Raw genomic sequence first — 25708 nt, 5'->3', positions numbered from 1 at the left:
ACCTCTTTTCACAAAATCCGTAAAATAGAAAAGGATACTTTTATACAAAAGTATCCTTTTCTATTTTTCTTATTTAATATGAAATTCATTTAGAGAAAATCCTAACTTCTTCACATATTCCCTTCCTAGTTCCATCCGCGCCGTTTTTAGTGGATCCACAACTTGGCAAATTTTCAAATTACCTGCTGCTGATAATAAAAGAGTTGCATCAGCTTTAGACATTTCTAATTCTTCATGTAAAAATGTCACCATATTACGTACAGCACGACTAGCTGCATCATCTAACAATTTCTCAGAAGCGATTGTCATTATTTTTTCTTTTTGGATAGCCATTGGTATTGGCCATGTCTTTTCTTTTATAATTTGAACAGTTACAGTTACTTCACCAGCAACCTCTACTCCACTAACACCAATTTCACCATCACCCATCGCAGCGTGTAAATCACCTAATGCTAAAAGAGCACCAGGAACATTTACAGGTAATAATAATGCTGTTCCTTCTTTAATCTCTTTACAATCCATATTCCCGCCATGATCATGCGGTGTACCACATGAAATACTCTCTTCTTTCGGTGCAGTACCAATCACACCAATCATTGGATTAATTGGAATTTGCAGTTCATTTGAAAATGAAACATATCCATTATGTATTGGGACAATTTTTACTGTATTTTCATTTAACTTATCACCCATTACACCTAGGTTCGCACCTGTAGTTAAAACACCCTGCTCTGCAATTTTAATTTTTTCAATCATTACGACTAATATATCACCAGGTTCTGCGCCTTTAATATATACAGGTCCAGTCGCTGGATTAATTCGATTCCAATCTAACTCTTGAAACACAACATCTTCAGAATCAATTTGATTTTCAAAGCAATCATATGTTTCAAATACAAGACGGCTCCCAATTTCTACTTCAATACATGGATTATTTTCTGGTGACATTGCGTAAATGATATGTTCTTTATGAATACGATGCATAGTACCTCTCCTTTTTCGTTTTTATCTTCTATATAATAATTAGCTTTTATCTGCATAAGCTCCTTTTTAAAATTAGTAGTTATTTTCAAGAAAAATGCACTTAGCTCATTTTGAAACATACACTCTTTACTATAACAGGTAAAGAAAGGTGGTATTACAATGCCCCTTATTCCATACAACGAAAGTGACGTTGATTTACTAGCACGTTTAATCCGTGCTGAAGCTGAGGGCGAAGGACGACAAGGTGAACAACTTGTTGGATGTGTTGTAGTAAACCGTGTATTTTGTGATTGCTTAGATTTCAAACAACTTCGATCTGTGCGTGATGCAGTATATCAAAGCCCTGGCGGATTCGAAGCAGTTCAATACGGTTACTTTTATCAACGTGCCCGTGAATCAGAAAAAGAAATCGCAAGAAAAGTTTTACAAGGTGAATGGCGCTGGCCAGCACGATGGGCTCTTTGGTATTTTCGTCCAGTTGGAGCTTGTCCACCCGAATGGTATAACCAGCCGTTTGCAGGACAATTTAAAAGTCATTGTTTTTATGAACCAAGTGGTGATGAATGTCCAAAAATGTATACGCGCTAGTAAAAAGTAAACAACGCAAGTACTTATTCTTTTAAGTACTTGCGTTGTTTTTTATTATATTTTAGAAATCTAATAACGAGACAAATTTTTCAACTCCTACAACATGTATAAGTAGTGGTATACGCGGGCCGTTTGATTGATTCATAATGAGCCTATATATAATGGCAAACAATTGTTTTTGATTCTCTCTCATTATTTTTTTATTTTCATGAAGACAAATCGGATACAATAGTTCCATTAAGTTAGAATGATCGTTATTAGAACGAAGTACTTCACAAACTTCTACTACCCATTTTTTCTGCCTATCTTCTAATGTGTTATAAAACGCCGTATTTTTCTCTTGATTTACCGTTATTACTTTTTCAGATTGAAAGTTTCTTATCCAATACTCTACACGATTACTTATCGCTATCATTTCAGGTAATGCAAAACTCCTATCTATTTTTCCTAATATATCTTGTAAAACTGATGAATCAAAATTTAATAAAGGTAAAGTTCCTGCTACTTGATTAAACTTTGGATACTCTTTAAATCGGCTATCAAGCCTAGAAAGTTTAATTGCATCAAATAAATCTTCATTTTTGAGTGTTTTATTTTCATAACTATCCTTCAATCTCTCATACTCTGTATAATTGCGAATCACATCTTCATCAAGTCCAATATGAAAAGCTGCGCCGGGCCTATATTTTGCAAACATAAAAAGAATCACTTCTGGTACATACACTTTTAATAAGTCGCTAGGTGTAATGCTATTCCCTGAAGAACTGGACATTTTTTCATGATGCCCTTTAATTCCAATGAAATCATAAGCAACGTATTGAGGGGCTTCACAATTGAATATTTTCCTTGCAATTTCTTTTGATACATTATAACTACCGGTTTCCGATGAATGATCTCTTCCGCCCGGTTCGAAAATAACATCCTCTATCATCCATCTCATCGGCCAATCGATTTTCCAATTCAGTTTCATTTGACTTGTATTTAATACGGATAATTTATTTTGATTTCCACATTCACAGTCATACCGAACTGTTTTTAATACTTCATCAAAATGTGTAATAGTTGTTGCATCTTTCCCGCACCTCTCACAATATAACGTAACGGGATAAAAGTTTTCTCTATCTTCTTCTCGGTGTATTCCTGTTTTAAAACCCATTAAAATATCATATATTTCTTTTCTTTTATACAAAGACTCTAATATGTTTTCGTTATACCTTCCGCTTCTATATTCAGCATATTGATATATGAATTCCACTTCAATCCCAAATGCTTGTAGCGATTTCTCAAACTCTTTTTCAAAATGCTCTGCGTACGAGTTATGACACCCATACAGATCAGGAATATCACAGTATGGCATACCAATATATTTTGCAAAAGAAGGATCAATATTTTTAGGAACTTTTCTAAACCTGTCATAATCATCCCATGAAAAGATAAACCGAGTCTTTTCCCCTAAATCTTGCAGAGCCCTTACAACGAAATAAGTCGTTACTATTTCACGGAAGTTTCCAATATGAACAGAACCAGATGGACTAATTCCAGCTGCACAAACAAAAGTTTCTTTGTTTGGATGTTTTCTAATTAATTCATGTGCTACTTCATACGCCCAATGCATATGCCACTCACCTCAATTGTATTTTCACATTTTCAGTTTTATACAACAAAAAAACTCCCACCCCCAAGATTATTCATCTTGAGGACGAGAGTTATTAGCTTCGCGGTACCACCTCAGTTTGTTAATACGTCACCATATTAACCTTTTCAGGTACGGCAAAATATGCTTATACCCTATCTCTATAACGGGAGAACCCGTCGCACCATCCCTAAATAAATTAGTTCCTTGCGCAGCTCCAAGTCTTTTTTCATTAAGATGTATACCGCTCTTTCTCAGCTACCAGAGCTCTCTGTACGTATTCTTTCTTAACTACTCTTCTCTTCAATGCCATTTTAAATATTGATTTTTACATATGATAATTTATTATGTGTTTATTGTCAATTTTTTCTGAACAAAAATATAAAACTACCTAAAAAAATTTTTTATCGCTTCTAATTGAATTCTGTGGCTACACTCATCACAACAAGATGTCCCTTTCGGTTTCTCCTTAAATCGCTTATATTTTTCACTTCCTTCGTATACTCGGAATACATTTTTACACGAAAAGCAAACAATCTCATAAAACATCATATGCATTTTCCTCACAGTGTTTATACATTTTTTAATAACTTGAAAAGGTCTGTTTTCGACATTATAAATCTTAATAATCTCTCACAAAAGGTTTACCTCTATTCTTATCGAATTATATAAATATCTTATAAAGCGAGGTGAACATCTTGTTCAATAATATAGAATTAGTTTTAGATGCTAAAGCAAGTTTAGCTGAAGGACCATGTTGGAATGAAAAAAAGCAGCTTTTATACTGGGTTGATATTATGGAGAAAAAACTATGCATTTATACCCCCACTAATAATTCAAACCGAGTGATTGCCCTCAATCAGCAAATCGGCTGTGTCGTTCCATATCTAGATGATGTAGTACTTTTAGCTCTAGAAAGAGGGTTTTATTCTTTTAATCTAAATACAGAAGAGCTTACACATATTTATGATCCTGAACCACATTTAATAGAAAATCGTTTTAATGACGGGAAATGCGATCCGGCTGGCCGCTTTTGGGCAGGCACTACAGACTTATACGGTATTAATGCTGCTGGTTCCTTGTATTGTTTAAACAATAATTTCAACGTAGATAAAAAAGTTGCACATGTAAATACATCAAACGGCATAGCATGGTCTCCTGACGATACATACCTTTATTTTATTGATACACCTACAAAAAAAGTAGTCCGTTTTCATTATGATATACATACTGGTGTAATTAGCAATCCAACAGATGTTATCATCTTCCCTGAAAATGAAGGTCTACCCGATGGTATGACAATTGATGTAGAAGGTTGTTTATGGATTGCGCATTGGGGAGGCTCGAAGATTACTAGATGGAATCCCTTGACTGGAGAACAGATTTTAAGCATTCCGATTCCTGCTTTGTATGTAACGTCGTGTACATTTGGAGGACCTAATTTGACCGATTTATATATCACAACAGCCAGAACAAGAATGACCGATGCGGAATTAAAACAGTACCCACATGCTGGTGGTATATTTCGAATTCAAATGAATGTTAAAGGTTGTCGAACCTATTCATTTCGCCATGAAACTATTGGAGCTGAAATACTATGAACAGAATCGATTACATAAGACAAGAAGAGAAAAAGTATCACGATCTTTGCTATGAACAATATAAATTATTCGAAGCAGGATCTTGGCTGTATAAACCTGTTAAAACAGTTATGGGCATGCTGAACTATTTTGAAGGACAGAAAGACCTACAAATACTTGACCTTGGATCTGGTGTCGGTAGAAACAGTATTCCAATTGCACAAAAAATCATGAATAGTGGCGGCACTGTTACTTGTGTTGATCTACTTGATTCGGCTTTAATGAAGTTACAAGTTTATAGCAAAGAATATGGTGTATTTGAATACATAAAAACGGAACAAGCAGCAATTGAAAACTACTATATTGCTCCTAATACTTATGACTACATCGTTGCAGTATCAAGTTTAGAACATGTTAGATCAATAGACGATTTTAAAAAAGTGCTTCAGACTATGAAAAATGGGACAAAGAGTGGCGGTATCAATTGTTTAATCGTTAACTCTAACATTCAAGAAATAGATTTAGAAACAGGAGAAGGATTAGATGCTTTAATTGAAATTAACCTTTCTACGGAAGAAATGATACGTACACTAAAAGGCGTTTATAACGAATGGAAAGAAGTAAAAGTTGAAATAAAAAATTTAGCGTATGATATTGTACGAAACGGTAAACACATTCAATTCAATACGAATGCGATTACTTTTGTCGTGCAAAAATTGTAGTTTATATGAGTGGTGACAATTTTTATTTTTTATAGTCACCACTCCTATATTTATGTAAATATCACTCCATCGTAATTACAATTTTCCCTCTAGTATGCTGACTTTCACTCAAAATATGAGCTTCTCTAACGCCTTTTTCATTAAACGGAACAACCTTACTGATGATAGGTTTAATTTTTCCATGCTCAATCAAAACAGATAATTCGTCCAATTGCTTCCCGCTTGGTTTCAACCATAAAAACCCTGATTTTATGCCCTTTACTTCATGACGTGGTTCATGAACGATAGAAACTAGAACACCACCAGATTTAATAATTTGAAAACTTTTTTCTTGTACTTCTCCGCCGATTGTATCTAACACAATATCATAATCTGATAGTAGCTCTTCAAATTTATCTTTTTTATAATCAATAATGAGGTCAGCACCTAAAGACTTTAAAAACTCTTCATTTTTACTACTTGCAGTTGTAGCGACAAAGGCGCCAAATGATTTTGCAATTTGAATTGCAAAACTACCTACTCCGCCCGCTCCAGCATGAATTAATACTCGATCATTTTCTTTTATTTGTGCGTAATCAACAAGACTTTGCCAAGCTGTTAGTCCTGCAAGAGGTATAGACGCAGCTTCTTCAAAACTAATATTATTTGGCATATGTGCTACTAAATCTGATTTCACTGTAATGTATTCAGCATAGGAGCCTTTCCCTATATTTTCTGGTTTCGTAAACACTTTATCTCCTATTTTGAAATGGTCCACATCTTCTCCAACTTCTTCAATTACTCCAGCAACATCTAAACCTAATATTATTGGAAATGAAAATTGCAGCTTCTCTTGTAATTCTCCCTTTCTTATTTTCCAATCAACAGGATTGACAGATGTTGCTTGTATACGTATTAATACTTCATTACATTTAACAACTGGTTTAGGAACTTGTCTTTCTTGTAATTCTTCAACACTACCATATTGATCAATAGCAATTGCTTTCATTTCCTCTCCCCCTTGTTGTTTATTGTAATAACAAACAATTATTTTTCAAAATTTTCCGCCTTGGATGACAATAAATATGTTAGGAGGTGATATTTATGCTACTCTACTCTACTAATTAAGCATCATGAGTGCAAAAAACATTTATTTCACTTAAATACAATCTAATTTACGCCTAAGAAACACCCAAAGTTATATTTCTCTTTATTTATTAATGGCCTTTAAATGAAACGGAGAGTGTGCTATGAGTGAACAAGTTTTCAAAGTAAACGGTATCGATATATGTACAGAAAGCTTTGGCAATCCTAATAACCCAGCAATATTATTAATTATGGGAGCTACGTGTTCAATGGTTTATTGGGATGAAGAATTTTGTGAAAGGTTAGCTAGCACAGGAAGATTTGTCATTCGCTATGATAACCGTGATGTTGGTCGCTCTATTACATATGAGCCTGGGACTTCCAATTACACTGTAGCAGACATGGCTGAAGATGCAATCGGAGTACTCGATGCGTATCATATTGACAAGGCACACCTTTTTGGCATGTCATTAGGAGGTATGATTGCTCAAATTGCTGCAGTAAAACACCCAGAAAGAATTTTGACCTTAACATTACTAGCAACAAGCGTTATTGGATCTGATAACAATACTCGTGATTTGCCTCCAATGGATGAAAGAATTTTGACACATCATGCTAATGGTGCAAATTTAGATTGGACAAATAAAGATGTTATAGCGAAATATTTAATTACAGGATCACGTCTACTCTGTGGATCAAAGCGTATATTTGATGAAGCAAGAACTTTAAAACAAGTAAAGCAAGAAATAGAACGTGCTAACAATCTATTAAGTATGTTTAATCACGCCCTCCTTACAGGTGATGATTCTTATGAAGGTATACTAAAGTCGTTACTAGTACCTACTTTAGTAATTCATGGTACGCACGATACAGCTCTTCCACTTGAACATGGACTCGCACTTATTGATGAAATTCCGAGCTCAAAGCTATTACCCCTTGAAGGTACAGGACATGAGAATCATCCCGATGACTGGGATAAAATTATTAAAGCAGTTTCAGAACATATATCCCATATAAGATAAGAACAAATATTAGAAGGGGCACAAGTTGTTTTGCCCCTTCTATTTATCCCGCTATTTGTGGGCAGTAAAACTCCCGATTGGTGAAGGCTAATAATCAGTGGGGTATGAACAAAACCCCCACTGATTATAGTTTCACTTTATAAAGATTACGATACAATATCAAAAACCCATCACTGCATTCGTATGTATAGTGATGGGCTCTACCTATATTTTTCTATGCTTAAAAAAATGGACAATCTAACTGATCAACAGATTCCCACGATTTTTTTTTTACATTTTCGGTGGATTTACTATTTTCTAGTGGTACGTGTTTAAATGGATTCATTTCAACTTTTAATAGAGATGATGGTTCTATATATAAAGAAAAAACATGGCTACTTGGCAAGGTTTTTGATACATCAATATCTCCTACTTGTTTAAATAATTGCTGGGCCGCAAAGAAAAAGAAATTAGTTGGATTAGATTGTTTATTAAGCCAAGCAATCATTTCAGGCGATACTGATTTATTAATATTAATTTTCACTCGATCACCACGTTTATATCGCCTAGATCGCATACTTCCACCAACTAACTTATCGTTAAGTTTGTAAACCCTAACTCTTTTTGCTTATGCTCTCTATATTTTGGCGAGCATGTATATACTAATAACCCGCGAGCATTGGTGAATAACGGGTTATCTACAAAAATCACATTTTTCAAGCGTCCTTTTTGTTTCAAAATCATTTTCAAGCTATTTTTAATAATAACTGCGCCCCCACCATAAATAAATACATATGGATCGTCTTTCATATCATCAATTTTGTTAATAATATCCGTTGCGACACGTGCTGCTAAACCTAAAAATGCTGGCTGCGATTCCTCAACTAACAATGCATTTCTTGGGTGCTTTTCATTTAAATAAATTTGGTTAAATTCTGTAATGCTATCAATTGTTTTCGTAGGATATTTCCGATTCCATCTCGTAATAATTTGTAGTAACGTTTCTTTTACACCGTACGATAATCCTTTACTTAATTGCGGACGGAAATTTACCCCTAATGAAACAACTTCTTCCGTTGTCCCCGCGCCAATATCAAAAGACAATAAAGTTTTATCTACAAAATCAATTTCTGAAACTTGATTTTGTTCACATTCTATTTTATGTTTCACAACATTTCCTTCCTCATCATATACAATCCCCCACGTCCCAGAAGCACCTTCAGGTAGACATTTACAAAACTCAATAGAAACATTAATCGTAACATCGCGTCCATTTGGATAATGGAATATGACCTTGTGATTACCCATATACCGTTTCGCATTTTCAGCAGCAATTTCCTGTGTAATAAGTTGCATTGGAAGAGCAACAGATAAATCATAACGAATATTAATATGACTTGAAGTTGGACTTTGACGCATAGCACTTATCGCTAAACCTGAAAGGATTGTAATGACCATTAATTCATCAGTAGATTTATTTGATTTCTTCTCCACTTCAGTACCTTTTAATTGATCTTGAATCACTTTTTCTCCAACGATGTATCGTACATTATTTAACATTAGCGATGGAGAACTAATGGTCACATCAATGTGATTCTCTAATTCTGACGATAAAACTTCACCCTCATCTAACAACCCCGTAGACTCACCTATATATAAAGAATAAATACTCGGAATAAAAATAGGTTCCTGCCCTTTCACCATTAACTTCAAACCATTATTTCCTGCATCTGCACCCGCTTTTAAAAGAATAGACATAACTACCCCCTAAATTAATCTGACATCCCTTCCAAATATATGCGAGCCCATTCTTTTACATTCAAATGTAATGTAATTTTTTCTTCATCCTTTAAACAAAATATCATAAACATTCACTTCATATGTAAAAAACATTTGACATAAAACTTTTCTGATTTTATACTATGGATGTAAAGAGTTTTTTACAAAAGTGGAGGTGTTGTTCTAATATGAATCATAAAAAATTTATTTTAATAACAACCGTTTTATCATTACTCGGAGTACTTATACACGGAGCTTATAAATACATTACTGAAGGTACGATTTTAGGTGGAACAATTTTCACAAGCGCTTTAATACTTAGTTACCTCATCAATCATATTACATGGGGAGATCTTCACGGCGTGTCAGAAGAAAGTCAAGATGAGATGGGACAACAAATTACATATAAAAGCTTTAAAATCGCGTATTTTGTTCTTGTAGGTGTTATGTTTCTTATATTATTCTGGTCAGAAGGATTTTCTATGGGTTCCAATTTGGATGGTGTAAAAAACCTTCCCCTTTTTATAGCGCTTTGTTCTTCATTTTTTATTTATCCTATCGTTGAACTCATTGTCGCCAAACAATATAAATAAAAAAAGTGGTTTTCTAAATGCAGAAAACCACTTTTTTATGTTTAAATACCTTCTGCTATTGCTTTCAGCTTATTCACAGTCCGCCAGTTCCTTACTGTAGCTGGCGTATGTAATTTTTGAAACTGGTTCATTAGTTTAGAATTCCGAATGCTTTTTTTGAAAAATAAATACACTACTCTTCCTTCGATATGGCAATCTTCTATGTTACTTTTGTACATAAGTAACCGCTTACTGTCTTCTTCAGAAAGTGGATTAGCTAAAAAGGCCACATGTACACTTTCTCCTTCTAATAACGAATGGGTCTCGTAAGGACACTTTTTAATAATATTAATAAATTCATCATTTGCTCGTAACATGACTGGAACATTGAAATCAAAAACGTTGTTAATTTCACATTCAATTCGTTCCTTTAAAAAACTTATCTCTTCTTCTGACTCAAACACTACATTTCCACTTTGAATATATGTTTTCACTCTTTTTAACCCTATTGATTCAAACATTATTTTCAAATCTGCCATTTTGATTACTTTATGTCCACCTACATTAATTCCCCGTAGTAGTGCAATATAAATTGTCATATGATTACCCCTCACGTATTTAAATGCTTAACAATCGAATTGTTTTGCACCTTCATGCTTCTCGAATACTTACTTTAATACATCTAACATATCATGTACGGAAAATATCTCAAATAAAAAAACTTACTACATGATTTTTTTCAAGAGTAAGCTTTGTTATCTCATTATCTCGTTATAGGCAAATGTAATATGAATTGTTGTCCAATTGGTCCCATTCTTCTAAACCCTTTATCTTGAAATCCAACTTTCTCATATAACTTTTGTGCCGGAATGTTTTTTTCATTTACAGCAAGAATCACTTCATTTTTTACTGGATAATAATATTTTACAAAGTCTTGTAATAACGCCAATGATTTTTTAGCATATCCTTTATTTTGTTTATTGTGATTAACGGAAAAAGAAGTTAAAAGTAGGGCATCCTTATTTTCTGTAAACTCCTGTACCCTATCACCTGTTTGTAATATAAATACACCGACAGGTACTCCGTTATAGTCTAAAATAACAACTACATTTTTCGTTCGATCATTTTTCGCTTTCTCCAGTAATTCACCTGGATTCGCCGTAAATTGAACTTGTTCACTTGGTAAAGTAAATGATTGTATTATCTCTTTATATTGCTCCTTATACGGCACTAATTGTATTTCCCCTGTATGTATGTTCATGCTTAACTCTCCCATTCCTTCAAGTTATTAACTTAAACCTTGCTGTGTTTTAGAATGCACTTTTCCATCCAAAAATGTTATTTTAGCAAATGATTTTGGATCGTTTCCTTTCCAAGCAAAAATTTGCTTAATTCGTGTAGAATGTTCTTCCCCTTCTTCTATGAGTAAATCCCCTTCAAAACCGATTAAATCTTTCACTTCTAAATAAGTCATTCCTTCATTAATATTTGAGAAATGATTTATATTAATGGTCTCTTGCTTTTTATTTTCCGTTATAGTAGAAGACATAGCTGTTTTTTTCTTTACTTCTTTCTTCTGGTCACACGCTGTCATACTAAAACCTATGCATAAACTACCTAATATGAGTGCGCTTTTTTTAATCATAACGGCTGTCCCTCCCCTCATTATTAAACCATATATTCCCTCGAAAATAAACTGAATATTTAATCTTACAGAAAAACCCCGTACAATTTAGTACGGGGTTTTCACTATTTTTTCAAATGGTTATTTGACTGATCTTCTTGTTCTTTTCGTAGTTCTTGTTCTTCATCTTTTGGTAATTGTTTATCATTATCTTTAATCGGATTCGTTTCTCTATTTTCAATCATATCATTTGGAACTTGCGGCATTACTCGGCCAACAATTGCTGCTAATTCATCAAGTATGCCTTCACCAGTCTTACCTTTTTTAATTTGCTTACCTATTTGTTTTAATCGTTCATACGTATCCACATCTGCTACAACGACTGCATTTGCACCGTTCGGGTCATTCTTTAAACTTTCTGCAACAGAATACTTAATTGACTCAACGCGAGTTCGATCAAGTTTCGCTTTCACATCAATACCTACAACAGCATACTTCCCAACTACTACTGCTGTCGCATCGTTTACACCAGGTATACTTGCAGCTAAAGATGCCAGATGATCAGCTGCTTTTTCATTTGGCTTATTTGATTTATTTGTATACGTAACATTTTTCATCGAGACATTTTTTTGTTCTGGCTTTTCATTAGGATTGTCTTTTTTTCCAATGCTACATCCAGTAATAACGAAACAAAGCATTAACATATATATAATGATTTTCATTATTTTCACCACTTTATCATTGATGTTTAATCATAAATTTTTTCAACAGCTTGCATCTTCTTCACTTTTTCTTCTGCTCCGCTATTTGCGTTAATGAAAATTTGGTACGTATCTTTCCCTAAAGTACCAATATATTCATAACAAAGTACTTCATTATGCAAGTCATTTACTACTACAGCTTTACGTTCTTCCATAACTTTTACATCGGGGTTAATTTTCTTTCTCGCCTCAGCAGCGGTTAGCTTCGCACTCGGAATCGTTCGTTTTTGATGTGATGCTAAATATTCCTTTGCGGAAAAACCAACAATCGACCCATCATCTAAAGCAATTTTCATTTGGATTGCTTCTGGATAAATACGCACTCCATTTTCATTTACAACGTACGTAAACACACCGATATTATCATATTGAGAACTATCAAACAGCTCCATATTTGTAAACTTGTGATCCTTTAAAAACGTCAATCCTTTACTTCCTGCATCATTTAAACTGATTTTTTGCTCTTTAATTTCTCGGTTGTTCATTACCCAAATTGGATATCCACCTTTTCCGGTAATATCCATATAATACTCATTGTTCGTTGCTGGATCTTGAATTTTCACACTGTAGAATGATTCTTTTGCACCTTTTCCACTTTTCTCAACTTCTACTTTTTCATTCCCTTTTAAGTTTAAAAATGATTTCGCGATTTTTTCCGCTTCCTCTTTCGAAATCGCCTTTCCTTTTGCCTCAAATCCGCCTTTTTTATTCTTTTGTGCACTTGTAAAAGTCGGTCCAAAGTTTGTGGACGAATATGATGTTACATTCTTTTCTACCGTCTTTAATCCATCGATAATTGTGTTATCTGCTGGATCTTGGTTTGACGCAAGAGCCATTTCTACATCCATCCAGCGAAGATTATTTTTCAATACAAGATGCTGCACTTTTCTCAGTTCATCTTGTATATTTGCTGCATTTGAATATAAACCTTGTAACGTTTTATATTCTTGATCATTTAACGGATCTTTTTCTAAATCACGAACCGCTGCACGATAACTAAAATCACCGATATTCGCAAGGAACTCTTCCGTTTTATTAAATGGCATTAATGTTAAAGGTAATTGTCCTACATCAGAACGAGCCTCTGATGTTAAACGCCATACATCTACTAAAGCTGGCGATAATGAGGAACGTGAATTCATCGCCAGTGTTGTTCCAATTTTATCGTGTAATAAATCAACTTCATATGCTAAATCATGAAACGCACGCTGATAACTATTTTCCGCTCGAATTAATACTGCATTTTTCTCTTGATGCTCTTTATAGCCCCAATACCCTGTTCCGACTACACCTACTGTTAACAATACGATGATAATACCTCGTAACATGTTTCCACCTCCGCTCTATTTACAGAAAATATGCTTGCCAATTTTTTTAATTTGTGGACGAGTCCAAATCCATTTACTTGTCGCAGTATCCGGGTTGAAATAATATAATGCATTCCCAGTTGGGTCCCATCCATTGATCGCATCTAATACGGCTTTTTTCGCATTTTCATTTGGCGTTAAATATATTTGTCCATCTGCTACTGCTGTAAATGCTCTCGGCTCAAAGATTACTCCTGAAACAGTATTTGGAAATGATGCACTTGTGACACGGTTTAAAATAACCGCAGCTACTGCAACTTGTCCTAAATACGGCTCACCACGGGATTCTCCGTATACAGCGTTTGCCATTAACTGAATGTCATTTTGAGAATAACCGTTTGGAACATTTGTCCCTGTACTTTTTGGCGGCTTATTTTCCTGTGTACCTCCACCACTGTTCCCTTTATTAGTTGTAGTATCTTTATTAGCGGTCGACTTATCATACTTCGTTGCCTTTACAAGCATTTGCTTCGTTTTAGCACCCGCTAAACCATCAACTGGCAATCCGAATTTTTGCTGAAAGTTTCGAAGCGCCCAATATGTACCCCATCCGAAAACACCATCAACTTTCCCCGTATAAAATCCGTTATATTTCAAACGAGTTTGCAGTTCAATGACATCTTCTCCAGATGCCCCTCTTTGAATCACTTGATTAGAAAAGGCTTCCACATTTTTGGTTTGTATACTACTGACCATCAAAGATAGTCCCACAAATACAAGCAAAATCGCTATCTTGAAAACAGCTTTTTGACGCATGTATTTCCCTCCTTAATTACGGAAATGATTTCATGGTTATGTTTTGTAAAACCCTCGTTTTTATGTAAAGAAGACAAAAAAATCCAAACTTATATGCTTAAAGAAATATGTAAATAATATAAAAAAAGACAAAAGGAGCTTATTATGAGGCAGTTCTTCGCACGCACAGCATTTATATTTTTTTTAATAACAATATGTTCAAATATACATACCGACCCATCTATTGTTCGCGCACAGCCACCCTATGCAAAATGGGGTAAACTAGCCGTTGAAAAAACGAAAGAACAATATCCGAAAGCTGAGATTATCGATTACCTTCATATAGGTAGACAACCAAAAACTGTTCAAATAACCGTTGAAAAGTTTAAATTATGGCTACGTGAGGGTGGAAAAGAGTATGGTGTTTTTGTGGATGTAGAGTTTGATACGAAAACAGAGGAATTTTTAAAGATGTCCTTTCAGAAGACAAGTCGGTAAAACAAAAAAACCTCCGTCTTTACATACAGACAGAGGTTTCTTTATGTACTTCTTCCTTAATAAGGAGGATTATTTTTTATATGCAAAGATCGATTCCCTAACATTTTTACTAATCCGCAAATAGCTCCAATAATAACTGATATCCCTATACTATATAAAAATACTCTCCCATATCCACCTATTCTCGGATCTAAAAACGGATATGGGTACCAATTCACGAATGGCCCGCGTATTAAGCTATAGACAACATATAAAAGCGGGAAAACAAGCCAACTCGCAGCCTGTTTCCATGTAATGGTCTTCGTAGGTGGATTTATAACCCAATCTAAAATCATCGCTAACGGCATGATGTAATGAAGCACAGTATTGACCCACGGTATCGGTGTTTGAAGTGACTCTTCTAATCCCCTTAATAACAAAAAATAAATAAGCCCTGTAGTCAGTATGTATACTGTAGCTGCACCTCGAAGAACTCCAAACTGCTCCGAACGTCCAAATAGGGTTGTCCCTAAACTACTTAATAGAAGAATTACCGCCACTAAAATGTTGCTTTCAATTGTGAAGTAACTAAAAAAATTAACTGGATTGAACGGTTTCACTTGTGCTCTTGTAACAAATTGAGTAACAAGTGCACTAAACGCTAAAAGACTTAAAAACAATCTTAATATCGCTATCATTTTTGCACTTCTCATAAAACACCTCCTGTCTCTTCTTATTTATGATTGGAATTCTCTTTTATATGCTCTATAAATAACTTTAATGGTACGAGGCCACGTTTGGGCATGTGACTACTAATAACAGCTACGAGCTCTAACTGCGGAATGATAATAATGTATTGCCCTCCGTATCCCATAGCAAAATACATACAATACGGTATGTGAAATCTTTCGTTATTTAACACCCACCAGTGATATCCATATGCCCCGACATGTTCATACGTTTCAAATAGAGCTGTACTTGATTGCTCTAACCATTTCGATGATATAATTTCATTTCCCTTCGAATATCCATTCTGCAAACATAATTTTCCTAACTTTAATAAATCTATAGATTTCATTTTCATACCAAATCCGCCAACATATATACCTTGCGGGTCTTGTTGCCACTCATACTCCGTAATGTTTAACGGCTCAAATAAATACTTTTTCGCAAACTGCTCCGTCGACATTCCAGTTGATTCTTGAATGATGTAACTAAGTAAATGGGAAGAACCTGAGTTATAATTCATTTTCGTACCCATTTCTTCAATGAGCGGCTTTTCTAAAATGTATTGCACCCAATTGTCTGATTCCACAAAATCATTCGGGAAAACAACCCCATTTCCGAACTCTTTCCAATCTTCTCCTGTTGTCATCGTTAATAAATGATACAGCGTTAATTCCCTCTTATTCTCCGGTACATTTGGAATCCATGTTGTGATTGGTGTATGTATATTATTTATAAATCCTTTATCAATTGCGATACCAATTAATATAGATACGATACTTTTTGTAATCGAATTAATTTTAAATAAGTCATTTGCACAGTCTATCGTTTTATAGTACTCAGTCGTTAATTCCCCCTTTTGATAAACAAGAAATGCATTAACCTTTTTCTTTTCAAATTTATTTTGTAATTGCTCGAAATTCAAGAAATCTTCCTCCATCTAAACGGTTATGTAATATTTGTAGTTCATCTCGTTCTCTCTATTAAATCATATTTGTTATTAAAACAAAAAAATAAACTTGCCAGCATTTAATAGCTGACAAGTTTATTTTTATAATTTCGTTCGAACGTTCCAAAGCTCTGGGAAGAAGCATTGATCAAGCACTCGCTTTAAATAAGATACGCCAGAAGAGCCACCTGTTCCCATTTTATGACCAATAATTCGTTCTACCGTTTTCATATGACGGAAACGCCATTGTTGTAGCCAGTCTTCAATATCGATTAATTTCTCTGCAAGCTGATATAAATCCCAATATTTCTGCACGTCCGCATATACTTCTATCCAAGCCGCTTCTACCGTTGCATCCTCTTCGTAAGGCTGCGTAACATCACGATTTAACACATCTTTATGAATTGGAAATCCTTCTTTAACAAGGGCTTGTATCGCCACATCATACAAACTTGGTGCATGAAGTGCTTTATGAAGACGAGCATGTAATTCTGGGTCCTTTTCATAAATTTTTAATGCATGTGGTGTTTTATAACCAAGTGCATATTCAATCATTCGATATTGATACGATTGGAAGCCTGAAGCCTGACCAAGTGAATCGCGGAACTCAATATATTCTGATGGCGTTAATGTCGCAAGAATATCCCAAGATTGAATAATTTGCGACTGAATTTTTGATACACGTGCTAACATTTTAAAGGCTGGTGGTAATTTATCTTGTTTAATAGATTCAATCGCTGCATTCAATTCATGTAAAATTAGTTTCATCCAAAGCTCACTCGCTTGGTGGATAACGATAAATAACATTTCATCATGATGATCTGATAATCTTTGTTGACTAGATAATAAGCTATCTAGCTGTAAATACTCTCCGTACGTCATATTCTCTTTAAAATCCGTATGAATCCCTTTTTCCATAATTACCTTTTCATTTTCTTTCATATTAGCCAAACGCCCCTTTGTGTTCATTTCTACTTATATTGGTCTAATAACAGCTCGAACTGGACTCCCATCCGCATCTGTTAATGCAAGTGGTAATGCAATAAGTTCGTAATCGCCGTCTACTACGTGATCTAGTACGACATTTTCTAAAATATGAATTCCATGTTTAAATAATTGATGATGCGCTGCTAGTTCTTTATCATCTAAAGGATCAACAGATGGTACGTCCACCCCGATTAAACGAATTCCCTTTTCAGAAAGAAAGGCTGCAATATCTGCGCGTAAATGCGGGATTACATCTGGGAATTCATTTACTTTACCATGTGAAGATGTACGTAATAACAATCGTTCTACACCTTCTAAATGAAAGTTTTCTAATTCCTTTTTCCCGATGCTTTCAAGATTAGAAACGTCAATGATCCGGGCTGGACCAACATAAACTTGAATATCTAAATCCAACACCTTCTTACCGTCATTATCAAAATGAAAAGGTGCATCAATATGAGTGCCTGTATGAATACTCATCGTTAACTTTCCGACATTTACTGAACCACTGTCTTCTTTTGACCATGAAACTTCATACGAGAACGGTGTATCCCCTGGCCATGTCGCGATATCATTATTTAGCGGTTGTGAAATATCAATCCACTGCGATGTTTTCATGCTTACGCCACAACCTCTCGCTTATTTTCAAAGTTTTTATATTCTTCATTTTTCATAATGTTCTTTAAGATTTGTACAGAATTCCATACTTCCTCATACGTATTGTATAAAGCAACAGGCGCAAGTCTAACTCCATTTGGAGCTCTAAAGTCTGGAATAACCCCATTTGCTTTTAACGCTTTACATATACGTGCCGCCTCGGCATGTTCTAAATAAATATGCCCGCCTCGTTTTTCATCCTCTAATGGATTTCCAATTGTAAATTCAAAGCCTTTTAATTCATGTTCAATTAAATCAAGCATATATCTCGTAATATGTAATGATTTTTCACGTAACTTTTCAATACCAGCTTCTTTAAAAATTTCAAGAGAACCGATTAATGGTGCAGTACTTAATACGTGAGGTGTCCCTATTTGATAAGCTCCAGCATGGTCAGCCGCAGTTAATGAATGCTCCATATCAAATTGCTTATCTTTTCTAGAACTAAACCAACCAGATAATCCTGGGAGTCTATTAAAGTGTTTATTATTTACATAAAGGCCTGCAACACCACCAGGACCTGCATTTAAATATTTATAATTACACCATACAGCGAAATCTACATCCCACTCTTTAAAATGATGCGGAATGGAGCCGATTGAATGACATAAATCAAAACCGATATGAATACCACGTTTATGAGCTTCAGCTGTTAATCGCTTCATATCAAGAATTTGTCCACTCCTATATAGTACAGAAGGCAATAAGATTAAAGCGATATCATCGGTCATCGCATGAATAATATCATCTTCAGAAAGTGTTCTTCCATCTCGGCTTTTCACTCGTACTAAATGTTCATCTGGATCTAAGCCTTTTAAACGAATTTGACTCTGAAGTGCATAAATATCTGACGGAAAAGTTAATTCATCCGCAAGAATTTTTGTTCGTATTCCTTTTGGCTCATAAAACGTCGCAATAACTTGATGTATATTCGCAGTCGTGGAACCGGTTACAATCGTTTCTTCCGGTAAAGATCCAATAAGAGGTGCTGTCAATTCACCCAATTTCTCCGAAAGGAAAAACCATGGATGCTCACCTTCAGTCCATCCATCAATCCCAAACTCTTTCCATGAATCTAGCAAGGTAAGTAACGATTTCTCTGCTCTTTTTGAAAGCAACCCTAAAGAGTTACCATCTAAATATATTGTTCCTTCTTTTTTATAAAATTCAGATTGAAAATCTTTCAGTTCATCATGTTTATCACATTCAAGCGCATACTCATAAGTTGGTTGAAATGGTTCTTTATACATGGTGTCACCTTCTTTTAATTTTCTTTTTATTCTAACTAATTGAAATATATCACTTAAATTGATATAACGTCAATGATATTATGTCAGTTGACTTTATATACGAACTTCTTTTACAATACAATTATATTTTCAGATATTTCAGTATAAAGAGGTGATTCCTTGGAAAATTCTACTCTTTCAACAAGAAAACATCGCTCCTTAGAAACAAAAAAGAAACTATTACATTCCGGTTATACTATGTTTATAAAAAACGGATTTCAGAAAACTACAATCACGCAAATTATTAAACATGCAGAAACTGGTTATGGAACAGCATATGTATATTTTAAAAACAAAGATGCTCTCCTCGTCGTTTTGATGGAAGATGTTATGAATCGCTTTTATGATATTGCTGATCGCTCTTTTTTACCTCAAACAAAGGCCGAAGCACGAGATATGATTCAGAATCAAGTGCGCGCTTTTTTACAGTTAGCACAAGAAGAAAGAGCTATATTACAAGTTGTTGAAGAAGCAATAAGAACCTCAAAAGAAATACGTCAAAAATGGGATGAGATTCGCGAACGCTTTGTAACACGGATTATACAAGACATTACTCATTCCCAGGAAAATGAATTAGTACGAACTGAGTTAAATAAAGAGATTGTCGCATGCGGCTGGTTCTCTATGAATGAAACGTTTCTTTGGACAATCGTGCAAAATGATAAAGAACTAGAATTAGAAGAAATTGTACATACTTTAACGGTAATGTATACGACGGGGTTATATAAATAGCACATTATAACCTCAATAAACCGTTACTCAATATGCTTAGTAACGGTTTATTTAAAATATTTTATTAACGATACAATAATACAAAAAAGTGATGTAAGTAATAGCAAAAGCCCCATATTCTTATTCTCTTTTTCATCCTTCTTAACGTTGTGTATCCCCATACCGGCAAGCATAAAACCTAAAAGTAATTGTAAAATGAGCATACTTTGCTTCGAATCATCATTCCAACTGTAAATAGAATAGCCCATTATAATAAAAGCGAGTATGAATGTGATAATTCTAATCATAAAAACACCCCCTGTTTGATTCTATTGTTTTAACCTACTCACCATCCCAACAATAAACTTATACTCAGCTCTACTTTTTCTTACTTTCTTAAAGCCCTCTTTCGTATCAAAAATAAAACACGTTTTCCGAAACCAAATCCGTACATATAAAGACTCAAAATAAATTGGTTTAATAATTCCTCGTTCCTCGAATTCAGTTCCATCTTTATTTTCGGTTTCCGTTCGAATGAACCACCTATTCCCGATTCCAATTTCAATATACTTCACATGCTAACCCCCTTCAGGAAATCTTCTTTCTAATTATTCTATTATTTCCCTGGCAAGCGCACATTCCGACAGAACGTGAGCCCATAAAGAAAAAGTAGATTACAAAAATCTACTTTTATAGCCTAAATTTTTGCATTCGTTTATAAAACGTACTGCGCGGCACAGCTAATAGTTTTGCAGCTAATGAAACATTTCCGTTCGTCTTTTCTAGCGCTTCAATCATGCTATCACGCTGTATTTTTTCACGGAAATTTAATGTATGCTCCGTTTTATTTTCTGCTTGCAATTCAAGTTGATGTTGATTTCCCATCATTGTTTGTAATAAAAAAGAGATTTGTTTTTCGCATATTTCCCGTCCTTGCGACAAAATGTATATGCGTTCTAATACATTTAATAATTCTCGAATATTTCCGGGCCATGTATGCTGTGAAAATTGATTACAAATACTCTTTGGAAATACAACATTCCAATCCTTTCGTTCACAAAAATGTTGTATGAAGTACGGAATATCCTCTTTTCTTTCTATTAACGACGGAACATATAACGGATAAACATGTAAACGATAATATAAATCTTGACGGAATTTCCCTTCTTCTACTAATCTTAGTAAATCTTTATGTGTCGCAGTAATAATACGAATATTTACTGGTACCTCTTTTGAACTACCAATTGGGGTTACTGTTCGTTCTTGCAAAACACGCAATAATGCCACTTGCATCTCTGGCGGCACTTCACCAATTTCATCTAAAAATATTGTTCCTCCGTCTGCTTGTTCGAATTTCCCTTTATATCCTTGGCGCCGCGCACCTGTAAACGCACCTTCAGCATAACCGAATAATTCACTTTCCATTAATTCTTTCGGTAATGAACCGCAGTTAACAGCTATAAAAGGACCATTTTTTCTTGGACTATTTTCATGAATCGCTCTCGCTACATATTCTTTCCCTACACCTGTTTCACCACATACATATACACTAGCGTCAGTTGGTGAAACAAGCTTAATTTCTTCTAAAGTATGTTGAAATACGCTGCTTGTCCCAATAACTCCAGGGAAAGTAATTCCGTTTATAAACGGGTAAGTAGAAAATAAATTTTCTTGTTTATTTTCCTTTAAGTAAATACATTTCCCGATCATTCTATCATTACTATATACCGGTACCTCTAATTTAGGTTTCAATCCATTGTGCATTAAATCTTCAAGTTTCATTCGTGACCAATTACATACTCGTTCACGAACCCTCTTGCTCGCAGAAACGATAACATCACGATGGTTACAAATAACAACTTGTTCATCACTGTCAATTACATCTAAAAAACGATGGATTAAATGCAGTTCATTTTGATGTACTCGAATACTACATTCACGTTCAATCGCATGCGCGATCGAAGTTACCATTCCGAGCATATATGGATGTGAAAACTCAATTGGACAAGAGAAATCTAGAACACCAATTAATTTCCCGTCATCATTATGAATCGGAGAGGCCGCACAGCTCCAGCTATGAGATGCGACAGAATAATGCTCTGTACCACTTATCATAATAGCCTCTTCAATCTGTAACGCTGTTCCTATCGCATTTGTACCAACAGCTGCTTCCGTCCATTTCACACCTTCAATAAAATTAATATGTTTCGCTCGTTTCAACGTTTGCTGATTTCCACTTAATGATAGAACATAACCATCTGGATCAATTAATAATGCCATCATTTGCAGTTCATCAATGGTTTTTCTCATATTTTGTATTTGAGGTATTGCTATATCAAGGAAGATTTCACTCTTTTTCTTTTGATCCTGAAAAATATCAGAAGACAAAATTTTCTGACCTTTATTCATATGAGGATTCACATTTGCTTGTTTACATCGATGCCATGACTCTGAAATTCTTTCGTTTATACGGTTCGAATCAAGGACTCCTTCATCCATAAACTTTTTCCATGTATGTAAGTAAAACGGTGAAGCTAACATTGTATCATCTCCCCTATTAATTGTTTTGGAGATTTATAAAACATACTTTTATTATAAAACTGAATAAAAGCGTTTTCAATACAACTAGAAAGATGACACAAATATGTTAATAATTTGAATATCTTAATGAACTTCTTTATTCTTTTTTAGTAGAACTATATTTTGTATAATGGACGCAAAGAAAATACATAACCAAAACCACTTTTGTGGATTGCCGTTTATAAAGAAAACTATCACCGCTATTGCAAATAAAATGGTGGATGCTAAACTAAAATATAATTTTGTTTTAATTCCCATTATTCCTCACCCCTCTATCACTTTACAGTACATACTAACTCTTCATTTTTTAACTCTAATATGTACTCCTGTAAAACATATTCTTTCCCGCCATGTTTTTCATACCAATCATGTATTCTTTTAACATGTATCTTGTCGCTTCTAATTTTTGATTCAATTTCTTTATACTGTTCATAACTATCATATTCCCATATTGCAAATACTTCAGTCGTACCATCATTATTATCTTTCATCCAGCGTCCTATTAAACGAGAACCATATTTTATTTGATTAGGTAAATTAGTATCATTGAAATGATCATTAAATATTTCTATGAATTCATTTTTTACTACATAGTATTTCCTTCTGTAAAACATACTTCTTCAACTCTTTTATGAAAAGTATCAGTAAACCTTCCCATTACTACCGTATTATAATACTTACCATCCGACAGTTTTTTATCATTTTTTAGAATACCTTCTACCTCCAAACCTAATTTTTTATAAAGTTGGATGGCTTTTTCATTTGTCTCTAACACTTGCAATGATATCTTTTTCACTTCATTTTCATCAGCCCACTGAATAGATTGTTGCAATAGACTCTTACCCATTCCATATCCCCAAAACTCTCTTAAAATACAAACACCAAACTCTACTTTATGGGATAATCTCTTCAAATTTGATCCTTCACATCTCGAAAATCCTACGATTCGGTTGTGCACTTCTGCAACTAAAAAAAGATTCTTCATCTCTTCACTATCTGTTTTTACTATTTTTTGGAACCCTATCTTATCAATAAACCCCTCTCCAGCTTCTCTATCCATATTTTCAGTTTCGCCATCGATCTGAACTCTAATTTCTGATAACTGCTCAGCATCCGTTTGAACTGCAGAACGAACTATATAAGTTAATCCATTTATATGAAACTCTTGTCCTTTTATAATCATTTCAAACTCCTTTTAAATGAGGTCTATTGACGCTATTACAATTTCTTTACCTTGTTTCTCAAATTGTTGAATCGTTTCTTTACTAGCCCCTTCATCTGTTATTATAAGGTCAATTTCTAACAGTGACTCTCCTTTTATAAAGCAGTCTATTCCAAGTTTATTATGAGGAGCTAAACAAATATTTCTTCTAGCAATTTTACTTACTGTTTTTCCAAAATAAGCAACTTCCGGTGTCGCAGTACTTATACCATTCAATGAAATACCGCCACCTGTAGAGAAATAAAGATCAATAGAGAATCTACTTATCAATTCAGAGGCCAGTGTATCTGTCATATTTCCTGATGGTTTCACTTTTCCACCAATTAAGTACGTATCAATGTTCTTATATTCTCGTAACTTACTAGCAATTTCTAAAGCATTCGTAATAACTATAAATGATGTTTCAGGTAAATACTTTAACATGGCATAATGAATGGAAGCCCCGCCAATAAAAACGGAATCTCCTTCTTGTATGTAGGATACAGCAACTTTCGCAATCGCATCTTCATCTATTGAACCATCACGATAACGTTTCGATGGTTCGGCAACTAAATTTCTCACTCGCGTAAGTTCAACTGCACCTCCGTGCGTTCTTTTTAATAAACCATCCTTCTCCATAATAGACAAATCTCTTCTTATAGAATCAATAGACATATCAAAACTTTCCGCAAGATCCTTTGCGATTACTCTTCCATCTTTCTTAAGTAACTCTAAAATTTTCTCTCTACGCTCTTCAGTAAACATGTTCCCACCACCGTTATTGAAGATTCAGAAATTTAATCCTTCTCATTCAATTATATGCATGTTTTTTCTGTTTTACAATATTTTCAATTCTTATTTCTTCAGCTTTATACAGTTTTTCTCTCTATTTTTATCCCATTAACTTGAAAACGAAATAAATGTATATTTGCATATTCCACAAACATACTTCCATTTATCTTCCTATTGATGTAAAATTATTCCTATGTTTTACTTTTTAATACAGAAAGGGATTACTATGAAATCTATAATTAAAGTAACTTGTACAGCATTATTATTTACAGGAATAATGGCAGGATGTAGTGGAAATACTGCACCAAAACAAGAAAAGAGCGCTTTTGAAAAGAATGCAATGCATTATGGGGAAATTGTTAAAAATGAATACTATAGAGCAACAGTTGAAAATGCAAAATTTGAAAAAATAGACAAAGAGTGGCGCCTAACAACTCGTGTTATGATTAATAATGTTCGAGACGATGGACAAACTATTGATCTTTCGGAAATAAAATATTTCATACAAGATGAAAAAACTGGTCAGAAATATGAAGGTGAAGCTCATCCGATAGGTGACGAGCACTATAAAAATGTTCCACACGAATTCTCTTTAACTACTGACGTTGTATTTGAAATAAAAACTTCTCCTAAAGACTTAAATAACATGTATTTGTATATTGATAGTAAAGTTGCTCCATTAACAAATACATATTGGAAGCTTGATAATCTAGTATCTAAATAAAAAGACCAGTCTTTGATTGATATTATCCCCTTTAGGTAGACAGTGTAAAAAGACCATGTACATACATGGATGTTACACTATTACTTGGAGGGGATTTTTCATGACTAAAAAAGGCTTAACTTTTAATATATATTCAGAAGAATTAAAGTTATCAGCTGTTCAAAGTTATTTAAACGGAGAAGGAAGTTACAATACGATAAAGGA

General features: G+C 34.2%; 31 protein-coding genes and 1 other annotated feature. Of the genes, 8 read left to right on the top strand and 23 right to left on the bottom strand.

Going from position 1 to position 25708, the window contains the following annotated elements; translation table 11 throughout:
• Positions 1-69: 69 nt before the first annotated feature.
• Positions 70-984, bottom strand: coding sequence for an acetamidase/formamidase family protein (locus DET63_RS07945; protein WP_113936343.1), 915 nt, complete (start codon positions 982-984; stop codon positions 70-72).
• A gap of 159 nt (positions 985-1143) precedes the next feature.
• On the opposite strand from DET63_RS07945, the gene DET63_RS07935 reads away from it, so the two are divergent.
• Positions 1144-1572 (top strand): cell wall hydrolase, encoded by a 429-nt coding sequence (locus tag DET63_RS07935; RefSeq protein ID WP_113936342.1) that lies wholly within the window; start codon positions 1144-1146, stop codon positions 1570-1572.
• Positions 1573-1633: 61 nt separating this feature from the next.
• Here the strand turns inward: DET63_RS07935 and lysS are convergent, their stop codons facing one another.
• Positions 1634-3187, bottom strand: a complete 1554-nt coding sequence (gene lysS, locus DET63_RS07930; RefSeq protein ID WP_113936341.1) for a lysine--tRNA ligase — start codon at positions 3185-3187, stop codon at positions 1634-1636.
• A gap of 77 nt (positions 3188-3264) precedes the next feature.
• Positions 3265-3521 (bottom strand) — a binding site (T-box leader).
• Positions 3522-3592: 71 nt separating this feature from the next.
• The gene (locus DET63_RS07925) at positions 3593-3763 is read right to left on the bottom strand and encodes a DUF2197 domain-containing protein (protein ID WP_113936340.1); all 171 of its coding nucleotides are present in this window, start codon (positions 3761-3763) and stop codon (positions 3593-3595) included.
• Between the two features lie 140 nt (positions 3764-3903).
• Between DET63_RS07925 and DET63_RS07920 the strand changes: the two genes are divergently transcribed.
• Positions 3904-4806, top strand: a complete 903-nt coding sequence (locus tag DET63_RS07920; protein WP_113936339.1) for an SMP-30/gluconolactonase/LRE family protein — start codon at positions 3904-3906, stop codon at positions 4804-4806.
• The gene (locus tag DET63_RS07915) at positions 4803-5507 is read left to right on the top strand and encodes a class I SAM-dependent methyltransferase (protein ID WP_113936338.1); all 705 of its coding nucleotides are present in this window, start codon (positions 4803-4805) and stop codon (positions 5505-5507) included. Before DET63_RS07920 ends, DET63_RS07915 begins: the two co-directional genes overlap by 4 nt.
• Positions 5508-5568: 61 nt before the next feature.
• Here DET63_RS07915 and DET63_RS07910 read toward each other — a convergent pair whose 3' ends face one another.
• Positions 5569-6495, bottom strand: a complete 927-nt coding sequence (locus tag DET63_RS07910) for an NADP-dependent oxidoreductase (protein ID WP_113936337.1) — start codon at positions 6493-6495, stop codon at positions 5569-5571.
• A 241-nt stretch (positions 6496-6736) separates the two neighbouring features.
• Between DET63_RS07910 and mleBCA the strand changes: the two genes are divergently transcribed.
• Entirely contained in the window at positions 6737-7594 is an 858-nt protein-coding gene (gene mleBCA, locus DET63_RS07905) for a BCA family alpha/beta fold macrolide esterase (protein WP_113936336.1), read from the top strand.
• A 220-nt stretch (positions 7595-7814) separates the two neighbouring features.
• Here mleBCA and DET63_RS07900 read toward each other — a convergent pair whose 3' ends face one another.
• Positions 7815-8150, bottom strand: a complete 336-nt coding sequence (locus DET63_RS07900) for a hypothetical protein (RefSeq protein ID WP_002085171.1) — start codon at positions 8148-8150, stop codon at positions 7815-7817.
• An 11-nt stretch (positions 8151-8161) separates the two neighbouring features.
• Complete coding sequence (locus tag DET63_RS07895) at positions 8162-9331, bottom strand: ParM/StbA family protein (RefSeq protein ID WP_113936335.1); 1170 nt, start codon at positions 9329-9331, stop codon at positions 8162-8164.
• Between the two features lie 209 nt (positions 9332-9540).
• Here DET63_RS07895 and DET63_RS07890 point away from each other — a divergent pair, with 209 nt between their 5' ends.
• Complete coding sequence (locus DET63_RS07890; RefSeq protein ID WP_113936334.1) at positions 9541-9945, top strand: hypothetical protein; 405 nt, start codon at positions 9541-9543, stop codon at positions 9943-9945.
• Between the two features lie 41 nt (positions 9946-9986).
• Here DET63_RS07890 and DET63_RS07885 read toward each other — a convergent pair whose 3' ends face one another.
• The 6 genes from DET63_RS07885 to sleB all read right to left on the bottom strand — a co-directional run bounded on the left by DET63_RS07885 (position 9987) and on the right by sleB (position 14432).
• Complete coding sequence (locus DET63_RS07885; RefSeq protein WP_113936333.1) at positions 9987-10523, bottom strand: DUF1697 domain-containing protein; 537 nt, start codon at positions 10521-10523, stop codon at positions 9987-9989.
• 164 nt (positions 10524-10687) lie between these two features.
• Positions 10688-11185 carry a GNAT family N-acetyltransferase gene (locus DET63_RS07880; RefSeq protein WP_113936332.1) on the bottom strand — a complete coding sequence of 166 codons (498 nt, stop codon included), beginning with the start codon at positions 11183-11185 and terminating at the stop codon, positions 10688-10690.
• Positions 11186-11212: 27 nt separating this feature from the next.
• Positions 11213-11569 (bottom strand): hypothetical protein, encoded by a 357-nt coding sequence (locus DET63_RS07875; RefSeq protein WP_002085167.1) that lies wholly within the window; start codon positions 11567-11569, stop codon positions 11213-11215.
• Between the two features lie 104 nt (positions 11570-11673).
• On the bottom strand, positions 11674-12270 hold the full coding sequence (locus DET63_RS07870) for a YhcN/YlaJ family sporulation lipoprotein (RefSeq protein ID WP_002085166.1): 597 nt from the start codon (positions 12268-12270) through the stop codon (positions 11674-11676).
• Between the two features lie 26 nt (positions 12271-12296).
• Entirely contained in the window at positions 12297-13637 is a 1341-nt protein-coding gene (ypeB, locus tag DET63_RS07865; protein WP_113936331.1) for a germination protein YpeB, read from the bottom strand.
• 15 nt (positions 13638-13652) lie between these two features.
• Positions 13653-14432, bottom strand: a complete 780-nt coding sequence (gene sleB / locus DET63_RS07860; protein ID WP_113936330.1) for a spore cortex-lytic enzyme — start codon at positions 14430-14432, stop codon at positions 13653-13655.
• Positions 14433-14576: 144 nt separating this feature from the next.
• Between sleB and DET63_RS07855 the strand changes: the two genes are divergently transcribed.
• Positions 14577-14909 carry a DUF3889 domain-containing protein gene (locus tag DET63_RS07855; RefSeq protein ID WP_113936329.1) on the top strand — a complete coding sequence of 111 codons (333 nt, stop codon included), beginning with the start codon at positions 14577-14579 and terminating at the stop codon, positions 14907-14909.
• Between the two features lie 56 nt (positions 14910-14965).
• On the opposite strand, the gene DET63_RS07850 is transcribed toward DET63_RS07855, so the two are convergent.
• From DET63_RS07850 to kynU, 5 genes are all read right to left on the bottom strand, one after another.
• Positions 14966-15601 (bottom strand): Pr6Pr family membrane protein, encoded by a 636-nt coding sequence (locus DET63_RS07850; protein ID WP_113936328.1) that lies wholly within the window; start codon positions 15599-15601, stop codon positions 14966-14968.
• Between the two features lie 20 nt (positions 15602-15621).
• Entirely contained in the window at positions 15622-16539 is a 918-nt protein-coding gene (locus DET63_RS07845) for a serine hydrolase domain-containing protein (RefSeq protein WP_113936327.1), read from the bottom strand.
• 126 nt (positions 16540-16665) lie between these two features.
• Positions 16666-17505, bottom strand: coding sequence for a tryptophan 2,3-dioxygenase (kynA, locus tag DET63_RS07840; protein ID WP_000661975.1), 840 nt, complete (start codon positions 17503-17505; stop codon positions 16666-16668).
• Between the two features lie 33 nt (positions 17506-17538).
• Complete coding sequence (gene kynB / locus DET63_RS07835; protein ID WP_078185613.1) at positions 17539-18168, bottom strand: arylformamidase; 630 nt, start codon at positions 18166-18168, stop codon at positions 17539-17541.
• Positions 18169-18170: 2 nt separating this feature from the next.
• Positions 18171-19457 carry a kynureninase gene (gene kynU / locus DET63_RS07830; protein WP_002032712.1) on the bottom strand — a complete coding sequence of 429 codons (1287 nt, stop codon included), beginning with the start codon at positions 19455-19457 and terminating at the stop codon, positions 18171-18173.
• A 159-nt stretch (positions 19458-19616) separates the two neighbouring features.
• Here kynU and DET63_RS07825 point away from each other — a divergent pair, with 159 nt between their 5' ends.
• Positions 19617-20228 carry a TetR/AcrR family transcriptional regulator gene (locus DET63_RS07825; protein WP_113936326.1) on the top strand — a complete coding sequence of 204 codons (612 nt, stop codon included), beginning with the start codon at positions 19617-19619 and terminating at the stop codon, positions 20226-20228.
• Positions 20229-20275: 47 nt separating this feature from the next.
• Here the strand turns inward: DET63_RS07825 and DET63_RS07820 are convergent, their stop codons facing one another.
• The 6 genes from DET63_RS07820 to DET63_RS07795 all read right to left on the bottom strand — a co-directional run bounded on the left by DET63_RS07820 (position 20276) and on the right by DET63_RS07795 (position 24753).
• A complete protein-coding gene (locus tag DET63_RS07820) occupies positions 20276-20515 on the bottom strand; it encodes a DUF3953 domain-containing protein (protein WP_002165667.1) in 240 nt (79 codons plus the stop codon).
• 21 nt (positions 20516-20536) lie between these two features.
• Positions 20537-20782: a DUF3977 family protein gene (locus DET63_RS07815; protein WP_000873838.1), complete on the bottom strand. Its 246-nt coding sequence runs from the start codon at positions 20780-20782 to the stop codon at positions 20537-20539.
• A 115-nt stretch (positions 20783-20897) separates the two neighbouring features.
• On the bottom strand, positions 20898-22748 hold the full coding sequence (locus tag DET63_RS07810; protein ID WP_113936325.1) for a sigma-54-dependent Fis family transcriptional regulator: 1851 nt from the start codon (positions 22746-22748) through the stop codon (positions 20898-20900).
• Between the two features lie 314 nt (positions 22749-23062).
• Positions 23063-23401 (bottom strand): NIPSNAP family protein, encoded by a 339-nt coding sequence (locus DET63_RS07805; protein ID WP_002127705.1) that lies wholly within the window; start codon positions 23399-23401, stop codon positions 23063-23065.
• Complete coding sequence (locus DET63_RS07800) at positions 23374-23970, bottom strand: GNAT family N-acetyltransferase (RefSeq protein ID WP_113936324.1); 597 nt, start codon at positions 23968-23970, stop codon at positions 23374-23376. The genes DET63_RS07805 and DET63_RS07800 overlap by 28 nt, the downstream gene beginning before the upstream one ends.
• A 12-nt stretch (positions 23971-23982) precedes the next feature.
• The gene (locus DET63_RS07795; RefSeq protein ID WP_113936323.1) at positions 23983-24753 is read right to left on the bottom strand and encodes a DeoR/GlpR family DNA-binding transcription regulator; all 771 of its coding nucleotides are present in this window, start codon (positions 24751-24753) and stop codon (positions 23983-23985) included.
• Positions 24754-25006: 253 nt separating this feature from the next.
• On the opposite strand from DET63_RS07795, the gene DET63_RS07790 reads away from it, so the two are divergent.
• Positions 25007-25504, top strand: coding sequence for a hypothetical protein (locus DET63_RS07790; protein ID WP_113936322.1), 498 nt, complete (start codon positions 25007-25009; stop codon positions 25502-25504).
• The last annotated feature ends 204 nt before the right edge of the window (positions 25505-25708 follow it).

Source organism: Bacillus sp. DB-2 (assembly GCF_003315125.1).
Taxonomy (GTDB): domain Bacteria; phylum Bacillota; class Bacilli; order Bacillales; family Bacillaceae_G; genus Bacillus_A; species Bacillus_A mycoides.
This window is presented reverse-complemented; position numbering and strand designations above follow the sequence as displayed.

What these genes read in the sequence shown, in the direction of transcription:
- DET63_RS07945 (WP_113936343.1), bottom strand. Translation starts at nt 984, where the DNA reads ATGCATCGTATTCATAAAGAACATATCATTTACGCAATGTCACCAGAA.
- DET63_RS07935 (WP_113936342.1), top strand. Translation starts at nt 1,144, where the DNA reads ATGCCCCTTATTCCATACAACGAAAGTGACGTTGATTTACTAGCACGT.
- lysS (WP_113936341.1), bottom strand. Translation starts at nt 3,187, where the DNA reads ATGCATTGGGCGTATGAAGTAGCACATGAATTAATTAGAAAACATCCA.
- DET63_RS07925 (WP_113936340.1), bottom strand. Translation starts at nt 3,763, where the DNA reads ATGCATATGATGTTTTATGAGATTGTTTGCTTTTCGTGTAAAAATGTA.
- DET63_RS07915 (WP_113936338.1), top strand. Translation starts at nt 4,803, where the DNA reads ATGAACAGAATCGATTACATAAGACAAGAAGAGAAAAAGTATCACGAT.
- DET63_RS07910 (WP_113936337.1), bottom strand. Translation starts at nt 6,495, where the DNA reads ATGAAAGCAATTGCTATTGATCAATATGGTAGTGTTGAAGAATTACAA.
- mleBCA (WP_113936336.1), top strand. Translation starts at nt 6,737, where the DNA reads ATGAGTGAACAAGTTTTCAAAGTAAACGGTATCGATATATGTACAGAA.
- DET63_RS07900 (WP_002085171.1), bottom strand. Translation starts at nt 8,150, where the DNA reads ATGCGATCTAGGCGATATAAACGTGGTGATCGAGTGAAAATTAATATT.
- DET63_RS07895 (WP_113936335.1), bottom strand. Translation starts at nt 9,331, where the DNA reads ATGTCTATTCTTTTAAAAGCGGGTGCAGATGCAGGAAATAATGGTTTG.
- DET63_RS07890 (WP_113936334.1), top strand. Translation starts at nt 9,541, where the DNA reads ATGAATCATAAAAAATTTATTTTAATAACAACCGTTTTATCATTACTC.
- DET63_RS07885 (WP_113936333.1), bottom strand. Translation starts at nt 10,523, where the DNA reads ATGACAATTTATATTGCACTACTACGGGGAATTAATGTAGGTGGACAT.
- DET63_RS07880 (WP_113936332.1), bottom strand. Translation starts at nt 11,185, where the DNA reads ATGAACATACATACAGGGGAAATACAATTAGTGCCGTATAAGGAGCAA.
- DET63_RS07875 (WP_002085167.1), bottom strand. Translation starts at nt 11,569, where the DNA reads ATGATTAAAAAAAGCGCACTCATATTAGGTAGTTTATGCATAGGTTTT.
- DET63_RS07870 (WP_002085166.1), bottom strand. Translation starts at nt 12,270, where the DNA reads ATGAAAATCATTATATATATGTTAATGCTTTGTTTCGTTATTACTGGA.
- ypeB (WP_113936331.1), bottom strand. Translation starts at nt 13,637, where the DNA reads ATGTTACGAGGTATTATCATCGTATTGTTAACAGTAGGTGTAGTCGGA.
- sleB (WP_113936330.1), bottom strand. Translation starts at nt 14,432, where the DNA reads ATGCGTCAAAAAGCTGTTTTCAAGATAGCGATTTTGCTTGTATTTGTG.
- DET63_RS07855 (WP_113936329.1), top strand. Translation starts at nt 14,577, where the DNA reads ATGAGGCAGTTCTTCGCACGCACAGCATTTATATTTTTTTTAATAACA.
- DET63_RS07850 (WP_113936328.1), bottom strand. Translation starts at nt 15,601, where the DNA reads ATGAGAAGTGCAAAAATGATAGCGATATTAAGATTGTTTTTAAGTCTT.
- kynA (WP_000661975.1), bottom strand. Translation starts at nt 17,505, where the DNA reads ATGAAAGAAAATGAAAAGGTAATTATGGAAAAAGGGATTCATACGGAT.
- kynB (WP_078185613.1), bottom strand. Translation starts at nt 18,168, where the DNA reads ATGAAAACATCGCAGTGGATTGATATTTCACAACCGCTAAATAATGAT.
- kynU (WP_002032712.1), bottom strand. Translation starts at nt 19,457, where the DNA reads ATGTATAAAGAACCATTTCAACCAACTTATGAGTATGCGCTTGAATGT.
- DET63_RS07820 (WP_002165667.1), bottom strand. Translation starts at nt 20,515, where the DNA reads ATGATTAGAATTATCACATTCATACTCGCTTTTATTATAATGGGCTAT.
- DET63_RS07810 (WP_113936325.1), bottom strand. Translation starts at nt 22,748, where the DNA reads ATGTTAGCTTCACCGTTTTACTTACATACATGGAAAAAGTTTATGGAT.
- DET63_RS07805 (WP_002127705.1), bottom strand. Translation starts at nt 23,401, where the DNA reads ATGTTTTACAGAAGGAAATACTATGTAGTAAAAAATGAATTCATAGAA.
- DET63_RS07800 (WP_113936324.1), bottom strand. Translation starts at nt 23,970, where the DNA reads ATGATTATAAAAGGACAAGAGTTTCATATAAATGGATTAACTTATATA.
- DET63_RS07795 (WP_113936323.1), bottom strand. Translation starts at nt 24,753, where the DNA reads ATGTTTACTGAAGAGCGTAGAGAGAAAATTTTAGAGTTACTTAAGAAA.
- DET63_RS07790 (WP_113936322.1), top strand. Translation starts at nt 25,007, where the DNA reads ATGAAATCTATAATTAAAGTAACTTGTACAGCATTATTATTTACAGGA.